Here is a 20,436-nt window from a genome sequence, read left to right as displayed (position 1 = left end):
TGTCAGACAGCTTTAAGTCAATTGAGTTGAATATTCAAGTGTTTTGAATTAATGGATAGATATGCACCGTAAAACAGCACTCAGAATCATTGGCTCAAACGCCGAAAGAACTCGACTTCACAATAGGAAAGTCGTTCTTGGACATCTACGCTCACATGGAAAACTGGGGCGAGCTGAACTTGCGCGTCTCACTGGTTTGTCCACACAGGCGATGAGTAACATTATCGCTGAGTTGGAAAGTGAGGGACTGATTCTTGCTGGTGAACGACAGGCAAAAGGACGCGGACTGCCTGCTGTTCAATACACATTGAACCCGGATGGGGCGGTTGGACTAGGGATTGAGGTTCGCCCAAGCGCTATTTTGTGTGCGCTGGTCAATTTTCTAGGGGATACTATTTATAGTAAGCGCATACACATTGAGAGCAGTGAGCCCGATGTTGTGCTGCCTGTCGTGAAGGCCGCATGTGATGAGGCGCTTGCATCCCTAGGGACAAAAGCTCCCCCTGTTTTGGGTGCGGGTGTTGTTATGCCGGGCCCATTTGGGCGCGTTGGCCTTACGGGGGCTGGTAAGGCCGAACTCGTTGGTTGGGATGATAAAGATCCACAAACTTTGTTTGAAGACCTTTTGCAAGTTCCTGTGCGCGTTGAAAACGATGCGACGGCTGCGGCGATTGCAGAGCAAACAACAGGATCGGCGACAGAGCTACATTCTTTCTGCTTTGTGTATTTCGGGACAGGGCTGGGGTTAGGCATCATTTCAAACGGCGAGATAATACGTGGTGCGTTTGGCAATGCGGGTGAGTTAGGGCACGTGGTTGTTGAACGTGGCGGGCGCCTTTGTTCCTGCGGGAACCGTGGTTGTTTGGAGACCTATACCAGCCGATTGGCTGCTAGCGATTTTTTGCAGAAACGGGGCAAATCTGCAGATAGTCAAAAGGATCTCTCTGATCTTCTGGCCGCAGGCGATGCGGATCTGGAAGAATGGATTTGTGAGGCCGCGGGGCCATTGGCGCAGGCGATCAGTACGTTGGAGAACCTGTTTGATCCAGAGGCCGTCATTTTGGGTGGTGCGATGCCGCCGGAGCTGCTTGAACGGCTTATTACCAAAATGGATTTGATTGATGCGACTGTTTCAGTTCGCGACGATCGCAAGCTGCCGCGTGTTGTCCGGGGTGCATCTGGATGGATGACTGCAGCTCTGGGTGCAGCAGCACTAATTATACACGATACATATATTCCAAGTATTTCAAAGGTTGCCTGAGGGGACGACATGCCGCTTTCAGATCAAGAACGTATTGCCGCGCATAAACAAAATGTACGGTTGGTAGAGCTTTGGCGCGCGCTTCAGCCGCTCAAATCCACCGTGTCTTTTATGAATACGGGAGCTCATCCAGATGATGAAATCTCAGAGATGCTCGCAGCGATTGGCCTGCGGGATGGTGTCTCGCTTTCTTATGCTTGCGCGAACCGAGGTGAGGGCGGGCAAAATGATATCGGGACGGAAGCGACCGAGACACTTGGCGTGCTGCGCACTGCGGAGATGGAGAAAGCCTGTGATGTCTTGAATATGCGGATGTACTGGCTTTCTGACAACGCAGAAGACAGTATTTTCGACTTTGGATTTTCAAAAAGCGGCAAGGAAACTCTTGGCAAATGGGGGCATCAACGTACTCTGAAGCGATTTGTTGAGATCATCCGGCAGGAGCGGCCAGATATTATTTCTCCAACGTTTTTGAATATCCCCGGTCAACATGGCCACCACCGCGCGATGACGCAGGCGGCCCATGAGGTGATGAAAGCAGCAGCTGATCCTAAGTTCCCTGATGTTGGTCTGCCTGTCTGGACAGTCAAAAAGTTATATTTGCCTGCTTGGTCTGGTGCTGGTGATGCCTATGATGATGATTTGCCGCCACCACCTGCAACGCTTGAGCTGGATTGTAACGGGGAAGAAGAGGTTACCGGTTGGAGTTGGGCTCAGATAGGCGAGCAGTCTCGTGCTTTTCATCGGACCCAAGGTATGGGCCGATGGAGGCCTTACAGCAAGGAAAACTCCTGGCTCTTGCATTTGGCTGAGAGTACCGTTGGCAAAAACGAGACGTCTTTGAGCGATAATTTGCCACGCGACCTCTCTGAGCTTGCTGGATTTGCCAAGGCGCCTTTGATTGGTGTCCTGCTGGAAAAGGCGCATTTCCTTTGTCTTGATGCTATTGCGGCTTTCCCAAACAGAGCAATGATTGGCGCTTCTGCTGCGGAAGCTTTGAAGCTGGTTCGCAGGGCGATGGAACAGTGCCCTGATTATGCTCAGGATGAGGTGCTGCACCGACTGCGTTTGAAAGACGTACAGCTTTCCAAAGTGCTTATGATTGCTGAGGGCATTGTTGCGTCTGCACGGTTGTCTGAAGATCAGCTGAGTTTGGGCGAGATTGCAAAGGTTGAATTTGAGTGCAACCGCGATGCTGTGGGTTATGAATTAGAGCTGCCGAAAGGGTGGTCATTACAAGACGGTTCCGTTCATGTCGGTTCTGATGCTGACACTAGTGATGCTTATCCGCCTGTTTATCTGCCGGGCGAACCGAAAGCACCGCATGCAAAACTTCGGTTCTCCTCACATGGCATTGATGTAGAGACAAAGCTCGCGTTTGAAGTCGAGCCGATTGTTTTGCCAGACCAGATTGTTGAGTTGGCTGAGACGGATTTTGTTCTCAATAGCGCTCAGTCCGGGCGAGAACTTTCTATCGCTGTTGGAGCGACTTCCGGTGAACCAACGCTGAGTTTACCGGAAGGCTGGGAGGCGAGCTTCAACGGTGATGGCTTCCTGCTTGTTTTACCAGCTGATGTTCAAAATGGGCTTTATGAGCTTCCAATCTTGCTTGATGGAGCTTCGGCTCATACGGTTCGGCATATTTCTCATGCGCACGTGAACCAGCGGGCCAGAATTAGTCCTGCTGTAGTTCGGGTTTGCGTGGTGGATGCAAAGCTTGCGGCACAGCGCGTTGGTTATGTTGGCGGCGGTAATGATCGTGTAGTCAAATGGCTTGGTGCAATTGGTGTCGATGTTGTTGATCTGCCAGCAGGTAAGTTGAGTGCGCGGCAATTGCGGGATCTGGACTGTCTGGTCATTGGCATTTTCGCATTCCGCAACCGTCAGGATTTACATGACCTAATCGGTGATATTCACGCTTGGGTGCGTGATGGCGGGCGGTTGATTACGCTCTATCATCGTCCATGGGATAAATGGGATGCACAAAAGGTACCTCTTAAGCCGCTTGAGATTGGCTCTCCGAGCTTGCGTTGGCGGGTTACTGATGAAAATGCAGAGGTGCGCTATCTAAATTCGCAGCATGCGCTGTTGAATCTGCCGAATACCATTGGTGAGGCTGATTGGGCGAACTGGCACAAAGAGCGTGGGCTGTATTTTGCTAAGAGCTGGGACAGCGCCTATGAACCGCTTTTGGAAATGGCAGATCCTGATGAAGCACCGCATCAGGGTATTTTGCTTGCCGGTCAGTTTGGTAAGGGGGAGCACATTCATACATCCCTGATCCTGCACCACCAGATGGAAAAGCTGGTTCCGGGGGCATTCCGGTTGATGGCCAATTTGGTATCGGGGCGTGAGGGTAACCCAGATGTTTTACAAGCCTCAGAAGCTTTTGAGGCCAGCTAGTTGAAATGTAAGAGGCGCTGTGATTGCAGTGCCTCTTTTTGTTAATCCAGTGTGCGTTTGAATCTTTTCAAAGCCAGGATGAGCAGAAGGACAACAAACAGGAAGAGTGCGTAAACGCTGGAGGACACCTCGTTCCATTCAGCTCCTTTGAGGAGGATGGCGCGCACCACGCGTAAGAAATGCGTGAGTGGGAATATTTCTCCAAGTGTCTGCGCCCATTCTGGCATGCCTGCATAGGGAAACATAAAGCCAGACAGAAGCAGGGACGGCAGGAAAAAGAAGAATGTCATCTGCATGGCTTGCATCTGGGTTTTGGCTACGGTCGAGATGACGTAGCCTAACAAGACCAGAGCGAGAACAAAGACAAGTATGGCATTTAAGAGAAGGAACAGGCTCCCTTCGAATGGGATGTTGAATAAAAGCTTGCCTGCAGTTAGCACCACAACCACTTGAACAGCACCCACGACGAGATAGGGGAATACTTTGCCGCACATGATCTCAAAGGGGGAAGCAGGCATGGCCAGCAGGTTTTCCATTGTGCCGCGTTCTGTCTCACGGGTAAGTGCGATGCTCGTCATCATAACAAGCGTGAGCTGAAGAATGACACCCAGCAATCCTGGAACAATGTTGTATTGCGTGGTGCCCTCAGGATTATATTTGCGGTGAATGATTGTGCTGGTTTTAAGAAGGTCCTGCTTGATGCTCGGGCTCTTCACCTTCACATTAGCCACGGCGCGTTCAATGATTGCAGGGGCAGAGGCAACCGCTGCGCCTGAAGCTGCAGGATCTGTGGCATCCACTTCAATCAGTGCGTTTGGTTTTCCAGCTTCTGCGTGTTTTGCAAAATCGCTCGGGATCGTGATTACAAACGTGACTTCTCCGCGGCGCAGGAGTGTGCGGGCCTGTGAGGGTGAGAGATTTTTCTCGGTGAATTTGAAGTACTGAGAATTCTCCAGAGCCGTCACAACTGCACGGGAATAGGGGTTGTTGGCCATTGAAACGAGGGCAGTCGGCAGGCCGCGTGGATCATTGTTGATCGCATAGCCGAACAGGACAAGCTGAAGCAGTGGGACACCGAGCATCATCGCGAATGTTATACGGTCGCGGCGCATCTGGATGAACTCTTTGATGAGCATGGCAAAGAGCCGCTGAATTGAAAATATGTTGCTCATTGCATATTGTCCGTGCTGTCGCTCATGAACTTGATGAAGACATCTTCCAAGTTGGTCTCGGACTGTTCAACCTGTACCTCTGAATGCTGCTCAAGAGGTTTCAATGCCTGTTTTAGCGCTTGAAGATTTGTGCCCGTTACATGGAGTGAATTGCCAAATGGGGCGACCTGATTAACTCCGCTTGCCGCTTGCAGCTCTGGAATGAAGCGCTCCAGATTAGGTCCGGAGAGGGTGTAGGTGTACAGTCCGGCATCTGCGATCACATCGCTTAAGGTACCATCAGCGAGCAGTTCGCCATAAGAGATGTAGGTGATGCGGTGACAGCGTTCTGCCTCATCCATGTAGTGTGTGGAGACGAGAACCGTCATACCATCGGCTGCGAGACGATGAATTTCCTCCCAGAAGTCCCGCCGTGCTTTGGGGTCAACGCCTGCAGTTGGTTCGTCCAATAAAAGCAGTTTGGGTTTGTGCATGGTGCAGGCTGCCAAGGCAAGGCGCTGTTTCCAGCCGCCTGAGAGTTCCCCAGCAAGTTGATTGCGCCGTGATAATAGACCCAGTTTTTCCAGTGTCCGGGTGGTGTGTTTTTTTACCGGTTTCATATTGTAGAGGCGAGCGACAAAACTCAGGTTCTCCTCAATGGTCAGGTCCTCGTAGAATGAGAATTTTTGCGTCATGTAACCGACCTGACTTTTGATCAGCAAGCGATCCTTGACCAAATCATAGCCAAGCACCTGACCCGTTCCACAGTCTGGTTTCAGCAGGCCGCACATCATACGGATGCATGTGGTTTTGCCTGACCCATTGGGGCCGAGAAAGCCAACGATCTCACCGGGTTTGACCGTCAGGGAAACATTATTGACGACGCGTTTGTCTCCAAAGCTTTTTGTCAGGCCTTCCACTTCAATTGCGTTCATCGCAGGCTGTCCAGATTAACGTCAAAAATCTGTCCGGGTCTCAGTTCCGATTGATCGGTCACTGGCGCGGCTTCAACTTCGTAGACCAGCTTGTCCCGTGTCTCTAAAGAGTAGATGACGGGTGGGGTGAACTCAGGCCCTTCCGCAATGTGTGTAATTTGCAGAGTTTGTTGGGTTGAGCAACCAGAACAGCGTGCATCGACCTTTGAACCAATTCTGATTTGGGTGTATTTTTCTTCCGGCACAAAGAAGTGCAGTTTGATGGAGGTTGCGGGCAGGAGGCTTGCCACAGGAGCTGTTGGACCTGCCATTTCTCCAGTTCGCAAAAAGATGTCTGTTACCCTGGCATCTTCCGGTGCGTAGATTTTTCGCTTTTCCAGCAGCCATTCAGCGAGATCAACTTTGGCTTTTGCCATTTCGTATTGGCTTTCCGCTGCCGCAATCTGGTCTTGACGGGCTGGAAGCTTGGCAACAGCGAGCTGGGCTTTCAGTTCTCTAATTCTGGCCTGAGCAACGAGGAGGGCGGTTTCAACCTCATCAAATTGCGCTTGTGAAATGACCTTTCGGCCCAGTAGTCCTTCATATCTATCATAGACATTTTGGGAGTGATTGGCCTGAGCCTGCGCAGATCGTAAGGTCGCATTGAGAACGTCAATCTCGGCTGGGCGTTTGCCAAGCTTTAAATCATTGAGAGAGGACAGAGTTTGCTGAAGCTGTGCATTTGCCTCAGCCAGCTTCATGCTGGCATCAGAGGAAACAAGCACAGCAATGAGATCGCCTTTCCTGATCAGATCGCCTTCTTTTACTTTGACCTCTGCAATTTCGGAGATTTCGACAGGGGCAAGTTTGAGATATTCCCCTTCCACATATCCTGCAGTCAGATCTGGCTGAGGCGTGCAAAAAGCAAACCAACCTGCAATGAAGGGAAGTGCGCACAAACTAGGCATCCTTCTGGCCTTTCGATAGATCGTCCAGAAACGCATTTACATTGCGTTTGATCACTGTGGCGATTTGATGAGCCTGCGGGCTTTCAATCTCTTGCCAACCCATTCGTTTGGTGATGAGGTTTCTTGCCATTCTGAAATAGAGAACCTGACCCACCATGGTGAAAACGGAAAGACGGATCTCATCTGAATGGACATCTGTACCTGTTGCCCTACTGAAAATGAGTGTTACGCGATCTAAAAGGGGTTCGAAGATCAGAGCGTAGAGTTGTTCAATTTCATTTTCTGAGCCCGTAATTTCCCTGAAGACGAAGTTGATCAACAGGCTGGAGCGTTTGTTGAGCTGCACGAACCGAACCATGCGCTCAATCAGCAACATAAGCTTTTGTCGCGCGTCTTCTCTTGTGAGCTGCGAGAGGTCTTCCCCATCTTTGTTTAGGATGACGTAGGCGACCTCCATCAGGTTCATTGCAACGAAGTTAATGCACGCTTCCCGTAGACCTGCCTTGCCATCGAAATGGTAGGCGATTGAGGCAATATTGGTATCAGCTGTTTGAGCGATTGTCCGCGTAGAAGTTGCTGCATATCCATCCTTGCCGAAATGGAGGAGTGCTGCCTCAATGAGGGCTCGTTTAGTTTTTCCAGAAGGCGTATCTGCGGAAATAGCCTCTTTCAGAGTATCTGGCGAAAAGGAGGGGGCCATGGTCACAATCTCTATTCTATATTTCAATCAATCGTTTGATTTAAAAATATGCCATAACCCTATTTTTGTAAAGATGGTGTTCCATAAAAGCGGAATTGATGCGGTTCAGTGGGTATTGAGGGGGTTTTGCAGTTTCTGCACAGGCTATTTTATATTTCCACAGCTTCAAGTGCACATTACTCTTGAATTTCAGGTGGTTCGTGCTATCTACCCGCTCATGGACACGTGGCCGAGTGGTCGAAGGCGCTCCCCTGCTAAGGGAGTAGGCTCGGAAGGGTCTCAAGGGTTCGAATCCCTTCGTGTCCGCCATTCTCCTTTTTAGGATGTTGGTGTTTCAGGCTTCGGCCTTGAACAAATTCCCAATTGAAATTTGTGGTCTTGGCTCTTTGGGGTTTGAGTTGTGCGAATTGCGCGAGCTGCTTTCCTTGCCGCACTGCTCTGCGTTTTTTGACGATACTCTTTCTCGGTCGTTGGCGAGGCGCTCCTTTGTAAGTTCGACCCTCACAGGCTTTATCTCACTTACCTAAATATCGATTATGGTTGCAGGCTGCGTGTGGAGCACGCTGTTGCTCAGAGGTGGTCCCGTTTGGTTGGACAGTTGAGCGTCGTTTATAAGTGGTTCCGCTCCGATTACGCAGCAGCTTGAGTTATGTGCAGCGGGTGGTTGCAGTAGGCCTGATCCGGGGTATTCCAGTCAAGCGATGAATGTGGGCGCTTCTGGTTATAAAAGGTGATGTACCGCCTAATGGATTTTCTGGCCTCTGGCACACTGACGTAGGCCTTGAGGTAGACCTCCTCATATTTGATGGTGCGCCAGAACCGTTCGATAAAAACATTGTCACGCTAGGCTCCTTTGCCGTCCATGGAAATCTTGATCTCTTCGCGCTTGCGCACATCGGTGAAGTCTATGCAAGTGAACTGGGAGCCCTGATCGGAGTTGAAAATCTCTGGCTTGCCGTGTTTTGAGAGCGCCTCTTCCAGAGCTTCGATGCAGAAAGTTGCCTCCATGGTAATCGACAATCGCCAGCTCAGAACTTTACGCGAGTACCAGTCAATGATGGCAACCAGATAGGTAAAGCCCTTCGCCATGGGAATATAGGAAATATCGATGGCCCAGACCTGATTGGGTCTTAAAACCTCTACATCACGCAGCAGATACGGGTAAATCTTGTGACCCCGTGCGGGTTTGAAAGTGTTTGGTCGGCGATAGATTGCCTCAATACCCATCCTCTTCATCAAGGATCTCATGGCGCACCGACCGATAGGAAAGCCCTCTGCCTTCAAGAGCTGTTGCAACATACCGCTACCCGCAAACGGATACTCCAGATGAAGTTCATCCAGCAGGCGCATGATGGCAAGCGTTTCCAGTGAGGCCGGACGGGGCCGGTAGTAAACACTGCTTCTAGATAAGCTCAGGGCTTTAGCCTGACGGGATAGTGGAAGGTCATGTTTGCAGACAATCATCTTCTGGCGTTCAGTAGTCCCGTTTTGGTGAGCACCTTCTTACGAGCTTACGCGGCCCCACTGGGGCCAAAGTCCCTTCGAAGTTCGAAAAAATCGTTCTCCAATGCCAACTCACCAATTTTGGCATGCAGCCGTTTGATGTCGACTTCAGGCTCCTGCCTAGCTTGTTTATCAGCTCCAAACACATCTGGCATGGCTGCAAGAGCCTGTTCTTGGCATCATGTCAGTTTTAGGAGCTAAATCCACTTATACAACCTGTCCGAATTTCCCGAGCCAGCTCTATGTGCATTCTTGGCAACCCGCTGCACGGTGATGCTGGGATCACTGGTGGTGAATCCGGCGCCATCAACATTGGGCTGCTGTATGCGCTGAATTTAAAGAAGGGTTTGCGGAGATTGCCAAGGAAATGGACCTTAGCAAAGAGTCCGTGGTTCTGATTTTTAATACTGAGGGGGATACCAACCCTGAGCGCTACAGAAAGATCGTCTGGGAAGGCGCTTTACCTCTTTAATCCCAGAGACACTAAATACCTCAAAGCAGGGCCTCGGCTCTGCTTTTTTTGTGTAAATTCTATTCCGCAATTGAACTCCAGTTGGTTTTGCTGGAACCGATTCTGCTGAGGTTTGCCTACTGTTCTTAGCGGGCAGCTAAACTGTGAGTCTTTTACCCTGTCACATAATCGTAACGCAAAGCTCGTTTTGTCAGCATTGCTGCGGTTCAATTTTATGACGATTTTTTGACAGTCACCAATTCTCAGATTGCGTCATTTCACTGTAACAATCCCGTGTGCCTAGTGCGTTAAAGATTAACGGGCAATGGGGCAGATATCTTGATCCAGTTTGAAAGCGTTAGAAAAGAATTTGGGGCACATGTTGCTGTAAAGGGGGCGTCCTTTACAATAGATAAACCTCAGATGATTGGCATTATTGGTCGCTCTGGCGCTGGTAAATCTACGTTGTTGCGCATGGTCAATCGACTTACACCAGCAAGCCGGGGACGATTGTTGGTTGATGGTGTTGATGTGCTTGCTTTGCAGGGCGCAGACAAGCGCCGATGGCAGCGCGATTGTGCAATGATATTTCAGCAGTTCAATCTGGTTCCTCGCCTTGATGTTTTAACCAATGTGATGCTTGGTCGCCTCAATGCACATGGCACGGTCTCCAGTATGCTTAAACTTTTCACACGCGAGGAGCGTGTTCAGGCGCTGTTGAAGCTGGAGCGGCTCGGCATTGCTGAGACAGCTCTTAAACGAGCTGAAAATCTCTCCGGTGGCCAGCAGCAACGGGTGGCGATTGCGCGTGCTTTGATGCAGGAGCCGAAAATGCTTTTGGCGGATGAACCGATTGCCTCTCTTGATCCTATGAATGCGCAGGTCGTTATGGATGCCTTGAAGGCGATTAATACCGAAGATGGCCTGACCGTGATTTGTAACCTCCACACACTTAATACTGCTCGCAATTATTGTGACCGGGTTATCGGGATGCGTGATGGTGAAATTGTATTTGATGGAAACCCTGAAGACCTTTCAACTGCTGTCGCCCGTGAGATTTACGGTGCTGATGACAGTTTTGAAGAGGGGATGACCTCAACGTCTCTTGGTAGCGAAGGTGCAAACATCGCTTCCCTGGAACCGGCTAAGGGTGCGCTGGTACCCCTAGTTTCTGCTGCTGAGTAGTAGCGGCTTCTTGAATTTTGTCCTTATATTTGGAGTGCTCTGATGAAAATCATCGCTAAAGTTGCTGCGGCTCTTGCTGTTAGCTCTGCTATCCTTTCTGCGCCTGTTGCTATGGCTGAAGAAAAAATCACCGAATTCCGCATTGGTATTCTGGGTGGTGAAAACGAAGCGGATCGTCTTCGTAACAACCAGTGTCTGGTTGAGCGTTTTGAAAAGCTTCTTGGTGTTCCAGTCAAGCTTTTCCCAGCGGCCGATTATGCTGGCACTATTGAAGGCCTGAAGGGTGGAAACCTTGATTATGCTGAGCTTGGCGCGTCCGGTTATTCCGCCGTGTACCTTTCAGCTCCAGAAGCTGTTGAACCGGTTTTGACAACCAAACAGCTTGATGGTGCAACTGGCTATTACTCTGTCATGGTCGCTCGTGAAGATTCTGGAATTAAGACGATGGATGACATGAAGGGCAAGCGCCTTGGCTTTGCTGATCCTAATTCCACATCCGGTTATCTTGTGCCATCCGTTGCTTTTGACGACATGGGCCTGAACATCAAGGACTACTTTGCTTCCAGCCAGTTCTCTGGTGGTCATGAGCAGAACGTTCTTGCTGTTTTGAATGGCGATGTTGATGGCGGTGTAACTTGGGCATCTGGTGTTGGTGAATGGGAAGAGGGTTACACTTCTGGCAACCTGCGCAAAATGGTCGATAAAGGCATGGTTGATATGTCTGATCTGGTTCAGATTTGGCAATCCCCATTGATCCCGAACGGTCCGCTTGTGGTACGGAAGACTCTTCCTGCTGATGTTAAGGGCAAGGTTGTTGCTTCCCTCAAAGCTATGGTGAAAGACGACACTGAATGTTTCTACTCTGCACAGGGTGGGGAATATGCTGACTTTGTTGATGTGAACCATGACTTCTACAAGACCATTGTTGAAGCACGTCGCCGTAAGATCGAAGCGAAAAAAGCCAACTAATCTGGTTGACTGAAACATGAGGGCGCGAGGTGATCGCGCCCTTCTTCATATGTTGGGCTCAAGGGAGCCCGCCTATTTTTTCGACCTTGGAGGATTATTAAGGTGGCAGCTCATCTGGCGCTGACTGAGGCTTCCCGACTTGCTGAGATTTCTCAAGCTTATGAGCAAGTGGCTCGGCGACGCACGCTTTATACTTTCTTTTTGCTGGGCGTTTGCGCACTGAGTATCTTTGGAGGCCTGTATATTGCCGATGAAGCAAACTCAGGTGGTTTTTGGACTGGGCTTGATAAGTTTTTTGATTACCCGGCTGAGCTTTTTGCAGGAGCCTATGAAACAGGGCTTGCAGGACTGTTCGGGCTTGTTTTTCATTATTCGCCGTATCTGTTTGAAACCATAAACATTGCTATGGTTTCCACACTGATTGCGTTCTTTCTGGGCGGGGCTTTGAGCTTTGTCGCCAGTCGCAATCTGGTTTCAAATCGGTTTGTGGTCGGGCTTATGCGCCGCGTGATGGATATCTTTCGCGCCTTCCCAGAGATTGTAATTGCGTTGCTTCTGGTTCTAATCTTGGGTCCGTCACCGGTTGCTGCAATTATTGCGGTGACGACGCACACAATTGGTGCGCTTGCAAAGCAGTTTTCTGAGGTGAATGAGAACTGTGACCTGAAAGCGGCTGAGGGTATTGGCAGTGTTGGCGGAAATTGGCTTGAACAAATTCGCTACGGAATTCTGCCGCAGGTGATGCCTAACTTTCTCTCCTACACTCTATTACGGCTTGAGGTGAATGTTCGTGCCTCTGCGATCCTTGGTTTTGTTGGAGCTGGAGGCTTGGGTGCTGAGCTTAAGATGGTCGTGGACTGGAATTATGGTGCCGACATTCTGGTCATTATCTTCATGCTCGTCTTTTCCATTAGTTCCATTGATTACCTTAGTGGTTGGCTTCGTCAAAAGCTGATCGGCCAGGCTGTGCAGGTTTAGGATCCCATGATGACTGATATTAATCCAAACAGCGCTTTGTTGTGGTCCGAACAGCAGCGCCTGTTGAGTCTGTACCCTGATGTAATTGACCAGAGCTGGAAGAAGAGACTGCTTGGGTCCACTATTTCTTTGCTTATCCTGATCTACCTTGCGATCTGCTTTTTCGCCTTCGATATTCTTGGCGTTATGGATAAGGCGCGAGGGGATATGGCGCAGTTGTTTGCGCTTGATGCCTATGCGCACAAAATCCACGCGAAGTATCAATTCAAGAAGGCTGATCAGGGATTTATTGTCAGTTTAGAGGGCAACAGACGCGCTATATATAAAGAGAAGCCTAATTGGGTTTTAGAAGACGATACGCAGACTGTTATCTCGTTGGATGAGGATGGCACTCTTCGTTTTTCAGGGAACCTCGTCACATATAATCACCCTGATTATAAGGAGGCGTTTGTTTTTGAGGTGGGGCAAGGCGCACCACGGCTTTTGAGTGGAGCGGATGCGGACTGGATGAAGGTCTCCAAGACGCAGGTCAATGCCCGGCCTTCCTTATATACCCGTATCTGGCTCACGAAGAGCAAGGTTGAGGTTCACCGATACTTCACGGGCTGGGAGAATTTCTGGTTCGACTTTGATAGTCCGCTCAATGACTATGGTATTGGGGAGCTTATCGCGTTCGCCGGTTCATCGGAGCAGTTCGATCCTGAGGTTTCTAATCTGCGTTTTGTGTTCAATGAATTCTGGCATAACAGTGAATGGCAGCATGGTGAGGTCTACTTTGCGCTGTTGCAGACATTGATAATGGCTGTTGTGGGAACGTTGGTCGCTGGCATTCTAGCTTTGCCGCTTGCTTTTGCTGCCGCTGCCAATGTGAACCCGGTGCGATTGGCTCGATCTGGCGTGCGGCGGTTCTTCGATTTCCTGCGCGGCGTGGATATGTTGATCTGGTCTCTTATCTTTATCCGTGCGTTTGGGCTTGGGCCGCTTTCCGGTATCTTCGCAATCTTCTTTACAGATACCGGAACGTTCGGAAAACTGTTCTCTGAAGCAATTGAAAATGCCGATACGAAGCAGGCGGAGGGGGTTCAGGCGACGGGTGCATCTCCAATTCAGAAATATCGGTTTGGTCTCTTTCCGCAAATCCTGCCCTTGTTTGTCTCTCAGATGCTTTATTATCTGGAGAGCAACACGCGCGGTGCAACTGTGATTGGTGCTTTGGGAGCAGGGGGCATTGGTTTGAAGCTCATTGAGACGATGCGCACGCGTCAGGATTGGGAAAATACCCTTTATCTGATCTTCCTGATCATTACGGTGGTGATGCTTATGGATCAGCTTTCTGGCTGGTTGCGTCGCAAGTTGATTGAGGGGCAGGACTAGACTCACCCGCATCTGGAGTAATTTGAGGGGCATCTGCATCGGCAGGTGCCCTTTTTCGTGGTGAGATCGGTCACGGGCGGTGATTTGAAACGGTTTTTGAGGGGGAGAGATGGCTTCTAGGGTTTTTTGTCCACAAAGTTGTCGAACTGACCGTAGGCTCTTCAAAAGCGTGAAATTGCTCTGATACGGCGCTAGCTATTACCTTAACTAATTGTTATTATTGAATGATTTACGATTTAAGTTAACTTTGGCACCCTCGTTGTGGTCGTTGTTACTCAAATATAATAATCACAAATATTGATGCAATCGTGATCTGCGTTTGTCTTCATTTGAAGATTTAGGCGCTATTTTCTCCCGATTTATGTAGGAAACGGATCCCAAAATTGAATTTTAAGCTTGATATCTATATGTATTAGGCAACTAATTATCATTAATACTTAAATATCAACTTTTGTGATGTATGGATGACTTCCCAATTATTGTCAGTGGCGGAAATTCGGCACTCTGTGCCCGCCCAAAAGTCAAAATCCTCCAACAAATCAGCTGTGTTTTTTAAGTCACACTCAAATTGCAGTGAGTTTCAATCGTCGTTTGAATTATTGATTTTGGTGCTGTTATCACAAATATTGATGTTGTGAGTAGCGCAGGTAACGCCGGTCGGTATTCTTCTGGATCAGATGGTGTTTCAAACATTGTGTGGTTCGGCGAGCGCAAGTGGGGAGCTAAGGCGGCTGCAAACCCAGCATGAGGCTGGATCCGTCTTAGTTGTAATGAAAGTTAGTATTATGAATTTTAAAGCTATCGCAATCGCAGCAGCAGCAGCAGCTGTTGCAACGTCCGGTCAGGCTGCTGATCTTCCTTCTGACATCGCGCCAGTAGATTACGTTCGCATCAATGATGCATACGGTGCAGGCTTCTTCGTATTGCCAGGTACAGAGACTGCAATCAAAATCGGCGGCCGCGTTCGTATTGATCTTAAAATCAACAACCTGACCGATGATGAAGATTTCGGCGGAGTTGACGATGACGGCGACGCCCGTAACAATCAGAACTTCCGTGCTCGTGCAAACATCCGTGTTGACACCCGTACTCAATCCGAGCTTGGCTTGATCCGTACATTCGCTGACTTCCAGTTCACTTCCGACACTGATGGTCGTGGCAATGAAGGCGTGGAGCTGAATGCAGGTTATGTGCAGGTTGGTGGTTTCACCTTTGGTCGCGCAAGCTCTACGTTTGATCTTTGGTTAGGTGACCTATCTACAAACACATTTGACCGTCATATCTCTGACGATACTGTATGGCAGGCGTCTTACACCTATGCTGTTGCAAATGGCCTGACACTCGCGGCGTCTGTTGAAGATAACTCAGATCGTCAGCACGACATCATTGATGGTACTGCTGCTGGCAACACCGTTCCTACCTTTGTTGCTAAGGCACTTCTTAATCAAGGTTGGGGTTGGGCTGGTGTTTCTGGTGCTGTGACTAAGCTTGATGCTGTTGACGCTGACTCCTCTGAAATCGGTTTCGGCATTGCCGGTGGTTTCGGGTTCAATCTTGATGTGATTGCACCAGGTGATGCCCTCAACTTCCAGGTTGCTTATGCTGATGGCGCCCTGGCTTATGTTGGTGCTGATGAGACAGCAGATGCAGTTCTCAGCGGTGGAGATCTGGAAGCGAACACAGCATGGTCTGTTGCGACTGGTTACAAGCACAACTGGACGTCTGAACTGGCTTCCGGTCTTGAAGCTTCTTACCTCGACGTAGAAGCGGGCGAAGAAACAGCTGACTTTAATGACTTCAACGAAGTCGTTGTTGCAAGCAGCCTGGAGTACCGTCCGGTTTCCGGCTTGTTGTTCTCCGCAGGTGCAGCTTGGAAGCAGAAAGATGTAGACGGCGGTGATAAAAACGACGCTGCGACTTTGAACTTCCGCGTAGAGCGCTCTTTCTAAGGCTGAGTTAGGTCTAAGATCCTCATTGGAATCTCATAAATCTTGATTTTCCAATGACATTTATTGCCCGGTGGTGTCCAAATCCACCGGGCTTCCTCTTTGAGGACCAGTGTTCGATATTCGAGCTTGCCTAATTCTACAGAGAGTTTGCTCGTTAGGTTTTGTGAGATATTTTAATCCCCAGAGCGCGGTTTGCGGACGACTTGGGTCCCTTTATGGGGCCAAAAGGCGCTGTTTCGCTGCCAACAATCCAATTTTATTGAAAATAAACTATAAATTTCAGCTAGTTACGCTTGTTTAGAATAAATTTCAACTAAAGGTGTGCCTGCTTGCTATGCGGCAGCCCTAAGCGTGTGCTGTGTTAAAAAAAACACACTACTTTTGTGTGGTGATTATAACCCCCTTCCAACTTACTAGGTTGATATTGCGATCCTCCGGTCACTAGGGCATCACTATGGCCATCGACGCGGTCGAGCCGGCTGATTGTTTCGCCAAATTATTGGTGAACTCAACTGGTTCTCGTGTCGCCGGGAAAAGAGGAAATGTGAGCTGCTCCAAACAGGTCACGCAAATTTCTTCTTTCATTGAGAGACATTGGAAGGTCAGGACTATGAACGTTAAAACTATCGCTCTTGCTGCAGCCGCTGCTGCATTCGCAACATCTGCTTCTGCTGCAGATCTGCCTATGACTGCTGAGCCAGTAAACTACGTAAAAGCATGTGACGCATTCGGCGCTGGTTTCTTCCAGCTTCCAGGCAAAGAAACATGCGTTAAAATTGGCGGTCGTATCCGTGTGAACTACCAGTCACATGACCTGAATGTAGATCTTGGTAAAGTAACCGAAACTGGCACAGAAGCGCTTGTATTTGACGGTACTAAGGTTATCACTGCTAAAGCACAGGGTGTTCTTGTTACAGCTGAAAATGATAAGATCACAGCTGCAAATGAAGCGATTGCTTTGCTTGTTGCAACTGACCCTGATTACGCTGACGACTTAGAAGATCAAGAAGATATTATCGATGCTTCCAATGGTGCAATTGAAACTATCGGTGATTACCGTGTAGTTGTAGCTAAAAAAGCTGATAAAGCTAACGATTACTCCGCATACGCAAAAGGTTACTTGTACCTGACTTCCATGACTTCAACTGAAATCGGTACAATCAAGACCTTTACCGAATATGTTGCTAAATGGGATGGTGCTGGCGATCAGACTTCCGAAATCGGCGACGCATGGGTTCAGATCGGCACTTCCTACGGTTCATTCCTGGCTGGTCGTGAAGGCTCAATCTTTGATGCATTCACCGGTTACACTTCCGGCGGTCCTGCATCCTTGAACTTCTCTGATGCTTCCGCTCTGCAGGTTTCATTCACTGGCGATCTCGGCAACGGCGTAACTGCAGCTCTCGCTGTTCAGGATTCCGATTACCGTGGCGGCGAAGCAAACGAACTTGACTTCGTTGGCGCTCTGAAGATCTCCCAGGGTTGGGGTTCCTTCAAGCTTGCTGGTGTTGCACACAGCAAAAAAGACAATGGCGACGACTACGGTTACGCAGCTGGCGCAACTGCAGTGTTCAACCTGGGCATGATCAAAGAAGGTACTGAAATTACCTTCCAGGCTCAGTACGTTAACGATGCAGGTTCTTACGTTAATCTTGATAGCGACGAAGTGAAAGCTTACGCGTTCTCCGGTGGTCTGACACATAACCTGACAGACACACTGACAGCAGCTATCGATGCTTCCTACTTGGACGTTGACACTGCAAACGATTACAACAAAACAGCTGTAAACGGTTCTCTTGCATACTCCCCAGTTGCTGGTCTCGCTCTGAGCGTTGCTGCTGGTTGGGAAAAAGAAGACGCAAAAGACATGGACAAAGACGACGTTGCTAAAGTTGCAGCTCGTGTACAGTACACTTTCTAATCTAGTGTAAGAATTAGGTAGCATTAGCTATCAAGTTCTAAGAGAGCCCCGGCAGCTTCGGTTGCCGGGGTTTTTTGTTTTGAAACTGAGAATGCCAAATTGCGGTATCTTCTTGCTGCATGCTGTCGGTGGCCTTACGCGGTCATTGCCTGAAATCATCTCGAATGCGAGGTGTGTCTGATTGGAGCGGATTGCTATTTCCAGCTCACCTCCAATTAATCCTCAGGGAGGGGTGTTTGCGTTGGTTACAGCCAGTGATCCTGACCGCGAGGCTTTCTGCTAAGGCTGGGCCTCAGTTAATTCCTTCCCTCTATATATCCTCTGCCTTGCGCACACCCGTGACGCGGGGTGGTGATGAGTTGCCGCAAGTTGGCTTGTTGAGAGTTCAGGGCCTTGGTCGCGCTTATGGCCCTGCCTATTACTCCCCTTGGGTTCTGGGAGCGTCAGTTCCAACGCACCTACTCAGATTCTGTCCATAAATCCTGTGACGGGTTCACGAAATGAGAGTTTGCCCAAAACTCTCTCGTTTTTATTCACATCTCCATATCGGTGATACCTGAAGAGTTTTGTGGTTCCGTGCCTTAAGACACGTTTCTTCCGCTAGAATTGGTTTTGTAAAATGATTATTTCTTAACTTGTTGATTAAATTCGGTATTAAGAAATTTTTCCAATTTCACCCCACATGTTAGCGGCAAATGCACCGATGAATATAAGCTCCTATCTTAGTATGGGCGAATTTTTACCCGCAAATTCACACGTTGCAATAATGGCACAGAGATTTGTCACTGGTAGGAATAGGCAAGATAAGATCTCTCATTGGGCTTGCCTAAACCTACAAATATTGTAATTTTTACTCACGAACCTTCAGGGGGCTTTCGTACACGGAGTGATCCTAGTGCGAGGCGGAAGGTTCAAAAGACACACCTCAGATTGGAGCATGCGTGATGTTTCATCCGCGCTTTGGTTTGAGTGACTGTTTTAAAAAACGTTTTAAAATTATACCTATATGGGAAGCTTGTGATGAACTTCAAGAAAATCGCTCTCGCAGTTGCTGCTGCTGCCGCTGCTACTCCAGCTCTAGCTGCTGATCTGCCAGTTGTTGCAGAACCAGTAAATTACGTAGAAGCATGTGACGCATATGGCGCTGGCTACTTCAAACTTCCTGGCCAAGATACATGCATCAAAATCCACGGCCGCATCCGCACACAGTGGACTTCACACAACATGACTATGTCTTTGGGTGAGGAAACTAAGGCTGGTAAGGACGGCTTTTACCAGGTTGGAGAAGCAAAAAAGTTAGACAAAGATGGCAATAATTTTGGGGGTGCATGGTTTCCGGCGGATGGTTACACAACCAGTCAAATTGCTAAGTTCAAGAAAGATATGAACGCGCAGTATGCAGCGGCAAAAACTGGGTTGAATACAGGCTCCCCAATTGGTACTTCCGAGCTCGGTGTGCAAGGTGTCGCCATAAGCCAGAGCGGAGTATACACGTTCCAAAATCCCCAAGCTAAAATTGATTACCTGAAAGCTGCAAAACACAATGTAGATTCAATAAACAAGCTTGATGCTGATAAGCTGACTTTAGCTGAGCCAGTTGCTGCGGAAACAAATGATTACTCTGCATACGCAAAAGGTTACGTTTACCTCGAGTCTATGACTTCTACTGAGTTTGCTATGATCAAAACTTACACTGAGCTTACAGCACAGTGGGATGATCATGATACAGCAACCAACGGTGTTGGTGATGTTTGGGTTCAGCTTGGTTTTGATAATGTAACCATGACCGTTGGTCGTCTTGGTTCTTCCTGGTCTGATTTCGGCGGCTACTCCAACATTGGTGTTGTTGGCATCACTGAAGGTGGTGGTGATCCATTGCAGATCCAGTTTGCTGCATCTCTTGGTAATGGTTTCACAGCACAGTTCGGCATCGAAGATTCTAACGACACAAATGGTGCAACCAACCGTGCAAACTTTGCTGGTAATCTGTCAATCACACAGGGCATGTTCTCCGGAACTCTCTCTGGTGTAGCGCATGCATACTCTGATAGCGATTACGGTTACGCTGTAGCTGCTCAAGCATCTATCATGCCTATGGAAAACGTAACATTGGGCTTCGGCGCATCTTACGGTCAGTCCGCTCTGACGCACTTGGGTATGGATGGCAACACTGCAAGCTTCACCGATGCAGGAGAAGCTAAAGGTTACGTAGTTGCTGCTGGTGTTAAAATCGGCATGACAGACACATTGACTGCAGCTCTTGATGGTTCATACGGCTCCCTCGAGCAGGGTTCTGCTGACTGGAACATCTCCAAAGTTAACGGTTCTTTGACATACTCTCCGGCTGCTGGCCTGGAATTCGTTCTTGACGCTGGTTACTCAAAAGACAGCCTCGACAACAAAAATGCACAGGTTGCTGGTCGTCTTCAGTACTCCTTCTAAGATTTCTTAGAGTGCAGGTTCCGGCGATTTTGTCGCCGGAACCAACTTCTTTATAAGCTCTTGATGTGATGCTTGCCACAGAACTGAATATGCAGATGGTATAGACAGGCATTAGATCAAGATTTTATGAGTTTCGCGTTACAGACTAAACCTATAGATTGTTCCTGAATGAAGTTCATATCCTGACCTTCTTTCAGTTTCTCAGGCCCGGCGGTTCCAACCCGCCGGGTTTTTCCGTTTTTAGCCAATTGTATATCTTTTCATGAG

Annotated in this window: 13 protein-coding genes, 1 tRNA gene and 1 pseudogene; 10 read left to right on the top strand and 5 right to left on the bottom strand. The window is 48.9% G+C overall.

Annotated elements, in window-relative coordinates:
• The first annotated feature begins 61 nt into the window (after positions 1–61).
• On the top strand, positions 62–1,261 hold the full coding sequence (locus tag BLS62_RS14580; RefSeq protein WP_143521566.1) for an ROK family transcriptional regulator: 1,200 nt from the start codon (positions 62–64) through the stop codon (positions 1,259–1,261).
• 9 nt (positions 1,262–1,270) lie between these two features.
• On the top strand, positions 1,271–3,664 hold the full coding sequence (locus BLS62_RS14575; protein WP_093182065.1) for a PIG-L family deacetylase: 2,394 nt from the start codon (positions 1,271–1,273) through the stop codon (positions 3,662–3,664).
• Between the two features lie 41 nt (positions 3,665–3,705).
• On the opposite strand, the gene BLS62_RS14570 is transcribed toward BLS62_RS14575, so the two are convergent.
• Genes BLS62_RS14570 through BLS62_RS14555 form a run of 4 tightly spaced genes read right to left on the bottom strand, consistent with a single transcriptional unit; the run spans position 3,706 to position 7,397 of the window.
• Positions 3,706–4,836 carry an ABC transporter permease gene (locus tag BLS62_RS14570; RefSeq protein WP_093182062.1) on the bottom strand — a complete coding sequence of 377 codons (1,131 nt, stop codon included), beginning with the start codon at positions 4,834–4,836 and terminating at the stop codon, positions 3,706–3,708.
• Entirely contained in the window at positions 4,833–5,750 is a 918-nt protein-coding gene (locus BLS62_RS14565) for an ABC transporter ATP-binding protein (RefSeq protein WP_093182060.1), read from the bottom strand. Before BLS62_RS14565 ends, BLS62_RS14570 begins: the two co-directional genes overlap by 4 nt.
• Positions 5,747–6,697: an HlyD family secretion protein gene (locus tag BLS62_RS14560; RefSeq protein ID WP_093182057.1), complete on the bottom strand. Its 951-nt coding sequence runs from the start codon at positions 6,695–6,697 to the stop codon at positions 5,747–5,749. Before BLS62_RS14560 ends, BLS62_RS14565 begins: the two co-directional genes overlap by 4 nt.
• A complete protein-coding gene (locus tag BLS62_RS14555) occupies positions 6,690–7,397 on the bottom strand; it encodes a CerR family C-terminal domain-containing protein (RefSeq protein WP_093182054.1) in 708 nt (235 codons plus the stop codon). The genes BLS62_RS14560 and BLS62_RS14555 overlap by 8 nt, the downstream gene beginning before the upstream one ends.
• 219 nt (positions 7,398–7,616) lie before the next feature.
• Here BLS62_RS14555 and BLS62_RS14550 point away from each other — a divergent pair.
• Positions 7,617–7,706 (top strand) — tRNA-Ser (locus BLS62_RS14550).
• A 321-nt stretch (positions 7,707–8,027) separates the two neighbouring features.
• Here BLS62_RS14550 and BLS62_RS32210 read toward each other — a convergent pair.
• Positions 8,028–9,013, bottom strand: a pseudogene (locus BLS62_RS32210) (IS3 family transposase); the annotation flags it as partial.
• Between the two features lie 677 nt (positions 9,014–9,690).
• Between BLS62_RS32210 and phnC the strand changes: the two are divergent.
• The 7 genes from phnC (at position 9,691) to BLS62_RS14500 (ending at position 20,169) form a co-directional block, all read left to right on the top strand.
• Positions 9,691–10,536, top strand: coding sequence for a phosphonate ABC transporter ATP-binding protein (gene phnC, locus BLS62_RS14530; protein ID WP_093182044.1), 846 nt, complete (start codon positions 9,691–9,693; stop codon positions 10,534–10,536).
• Between the two features lie 42 nt (positions 10,537–10,578).
• Complete coding sequence (gene phnD / locus BLS62_RS14525; protein ID WP_093182041.1) at positions 10,579–11,505, top strand: phosphonate ABC transporter substrate-binding protein; 927 nt, start codon at positions 10,579–10,581, stop codon at positions 11,503–11,505.
• Positions 11,506–11,607: 102 nt separating this feature from the next.
• Positions 11,608–12,483, top strand: coding sequence for a phosphonate ABC transporter, permease protein PhnE (gene phnE, locus BLS62_RS14520; protein ID WP_093182038.1), 876 nt, complete (start codon positions 11,608–11,610; stop codon positions 12,481–12,483).
• A gap of 9 nt (positions 12,484–12,492) precedes the next feature.
• Positions 12,493–13,857: a phosphonate ABC transporter, permease protein PhnE gene (gene phnE / locus BLS62_RS14515; RefSeq protein ID WP_093188940.1), complete on the top strand. Its 1,365-nt coding sequence runs from the start codon at positions 12,493–12,495 to the stop codon at positions 13,855–13,857.
• A gap of 785 nt (positions 13,858–14,642) precedes the next feature.
• Positions 14,643–15,806 carry a porin gene (locus tag BLS62_RS14510; RefSeq protein WP_093182036.1) on the top strand — a complete coding sequence of 388 codons (1,164 nt, stop codon included), beginning with the start codon at positions 14,643–14,645 and terminating at the stop codon, positions 15,804–15,806.
• A gap of 610 nt (positions 15,807–16,416) precedes the next feature.
• Entirely contained in the window at positions 16,417–17,727 is a 1,311-nt protein-coding gene (locus BLS62_RS14505; RefSeq protein ID WP_102063729.1) for a porin, read from the top strand.
• 1,020 nt (positions 17,728–18,747) lie between these two features.
• Positions 18,748–20,169 carry a porin gene (locus tag BLS62_RS14500; RefSeq protein ID WP_093182032.1) on the top strand — a complete coding sequence of 474 codons (1,422 nt, stop codon included), beginning with the start codon at positions 18,748–18,750 and terminating at the stop codon, positions 20,167–20,169.
• Positions 20,170–20,436: the final 267 nt, after the last annotated feature.

The sequence above is a fragment of the Pseudovibrio sp. Tun.PSC04-5.I4 genome (genome assembly GCF_900104145.1).
In the GTDB taxonomy this organism is placed as follows: domain Bacteria; phylum Pseudomonadota; class Alphaproteobacteria; order Rhizobiales; family Stappiaceae; genus Pseudovibrio.
Note: the sequence above shows the minus strand (reverse complement) of the source record. Positions and strands in the feature narration are given on the sequence as shown.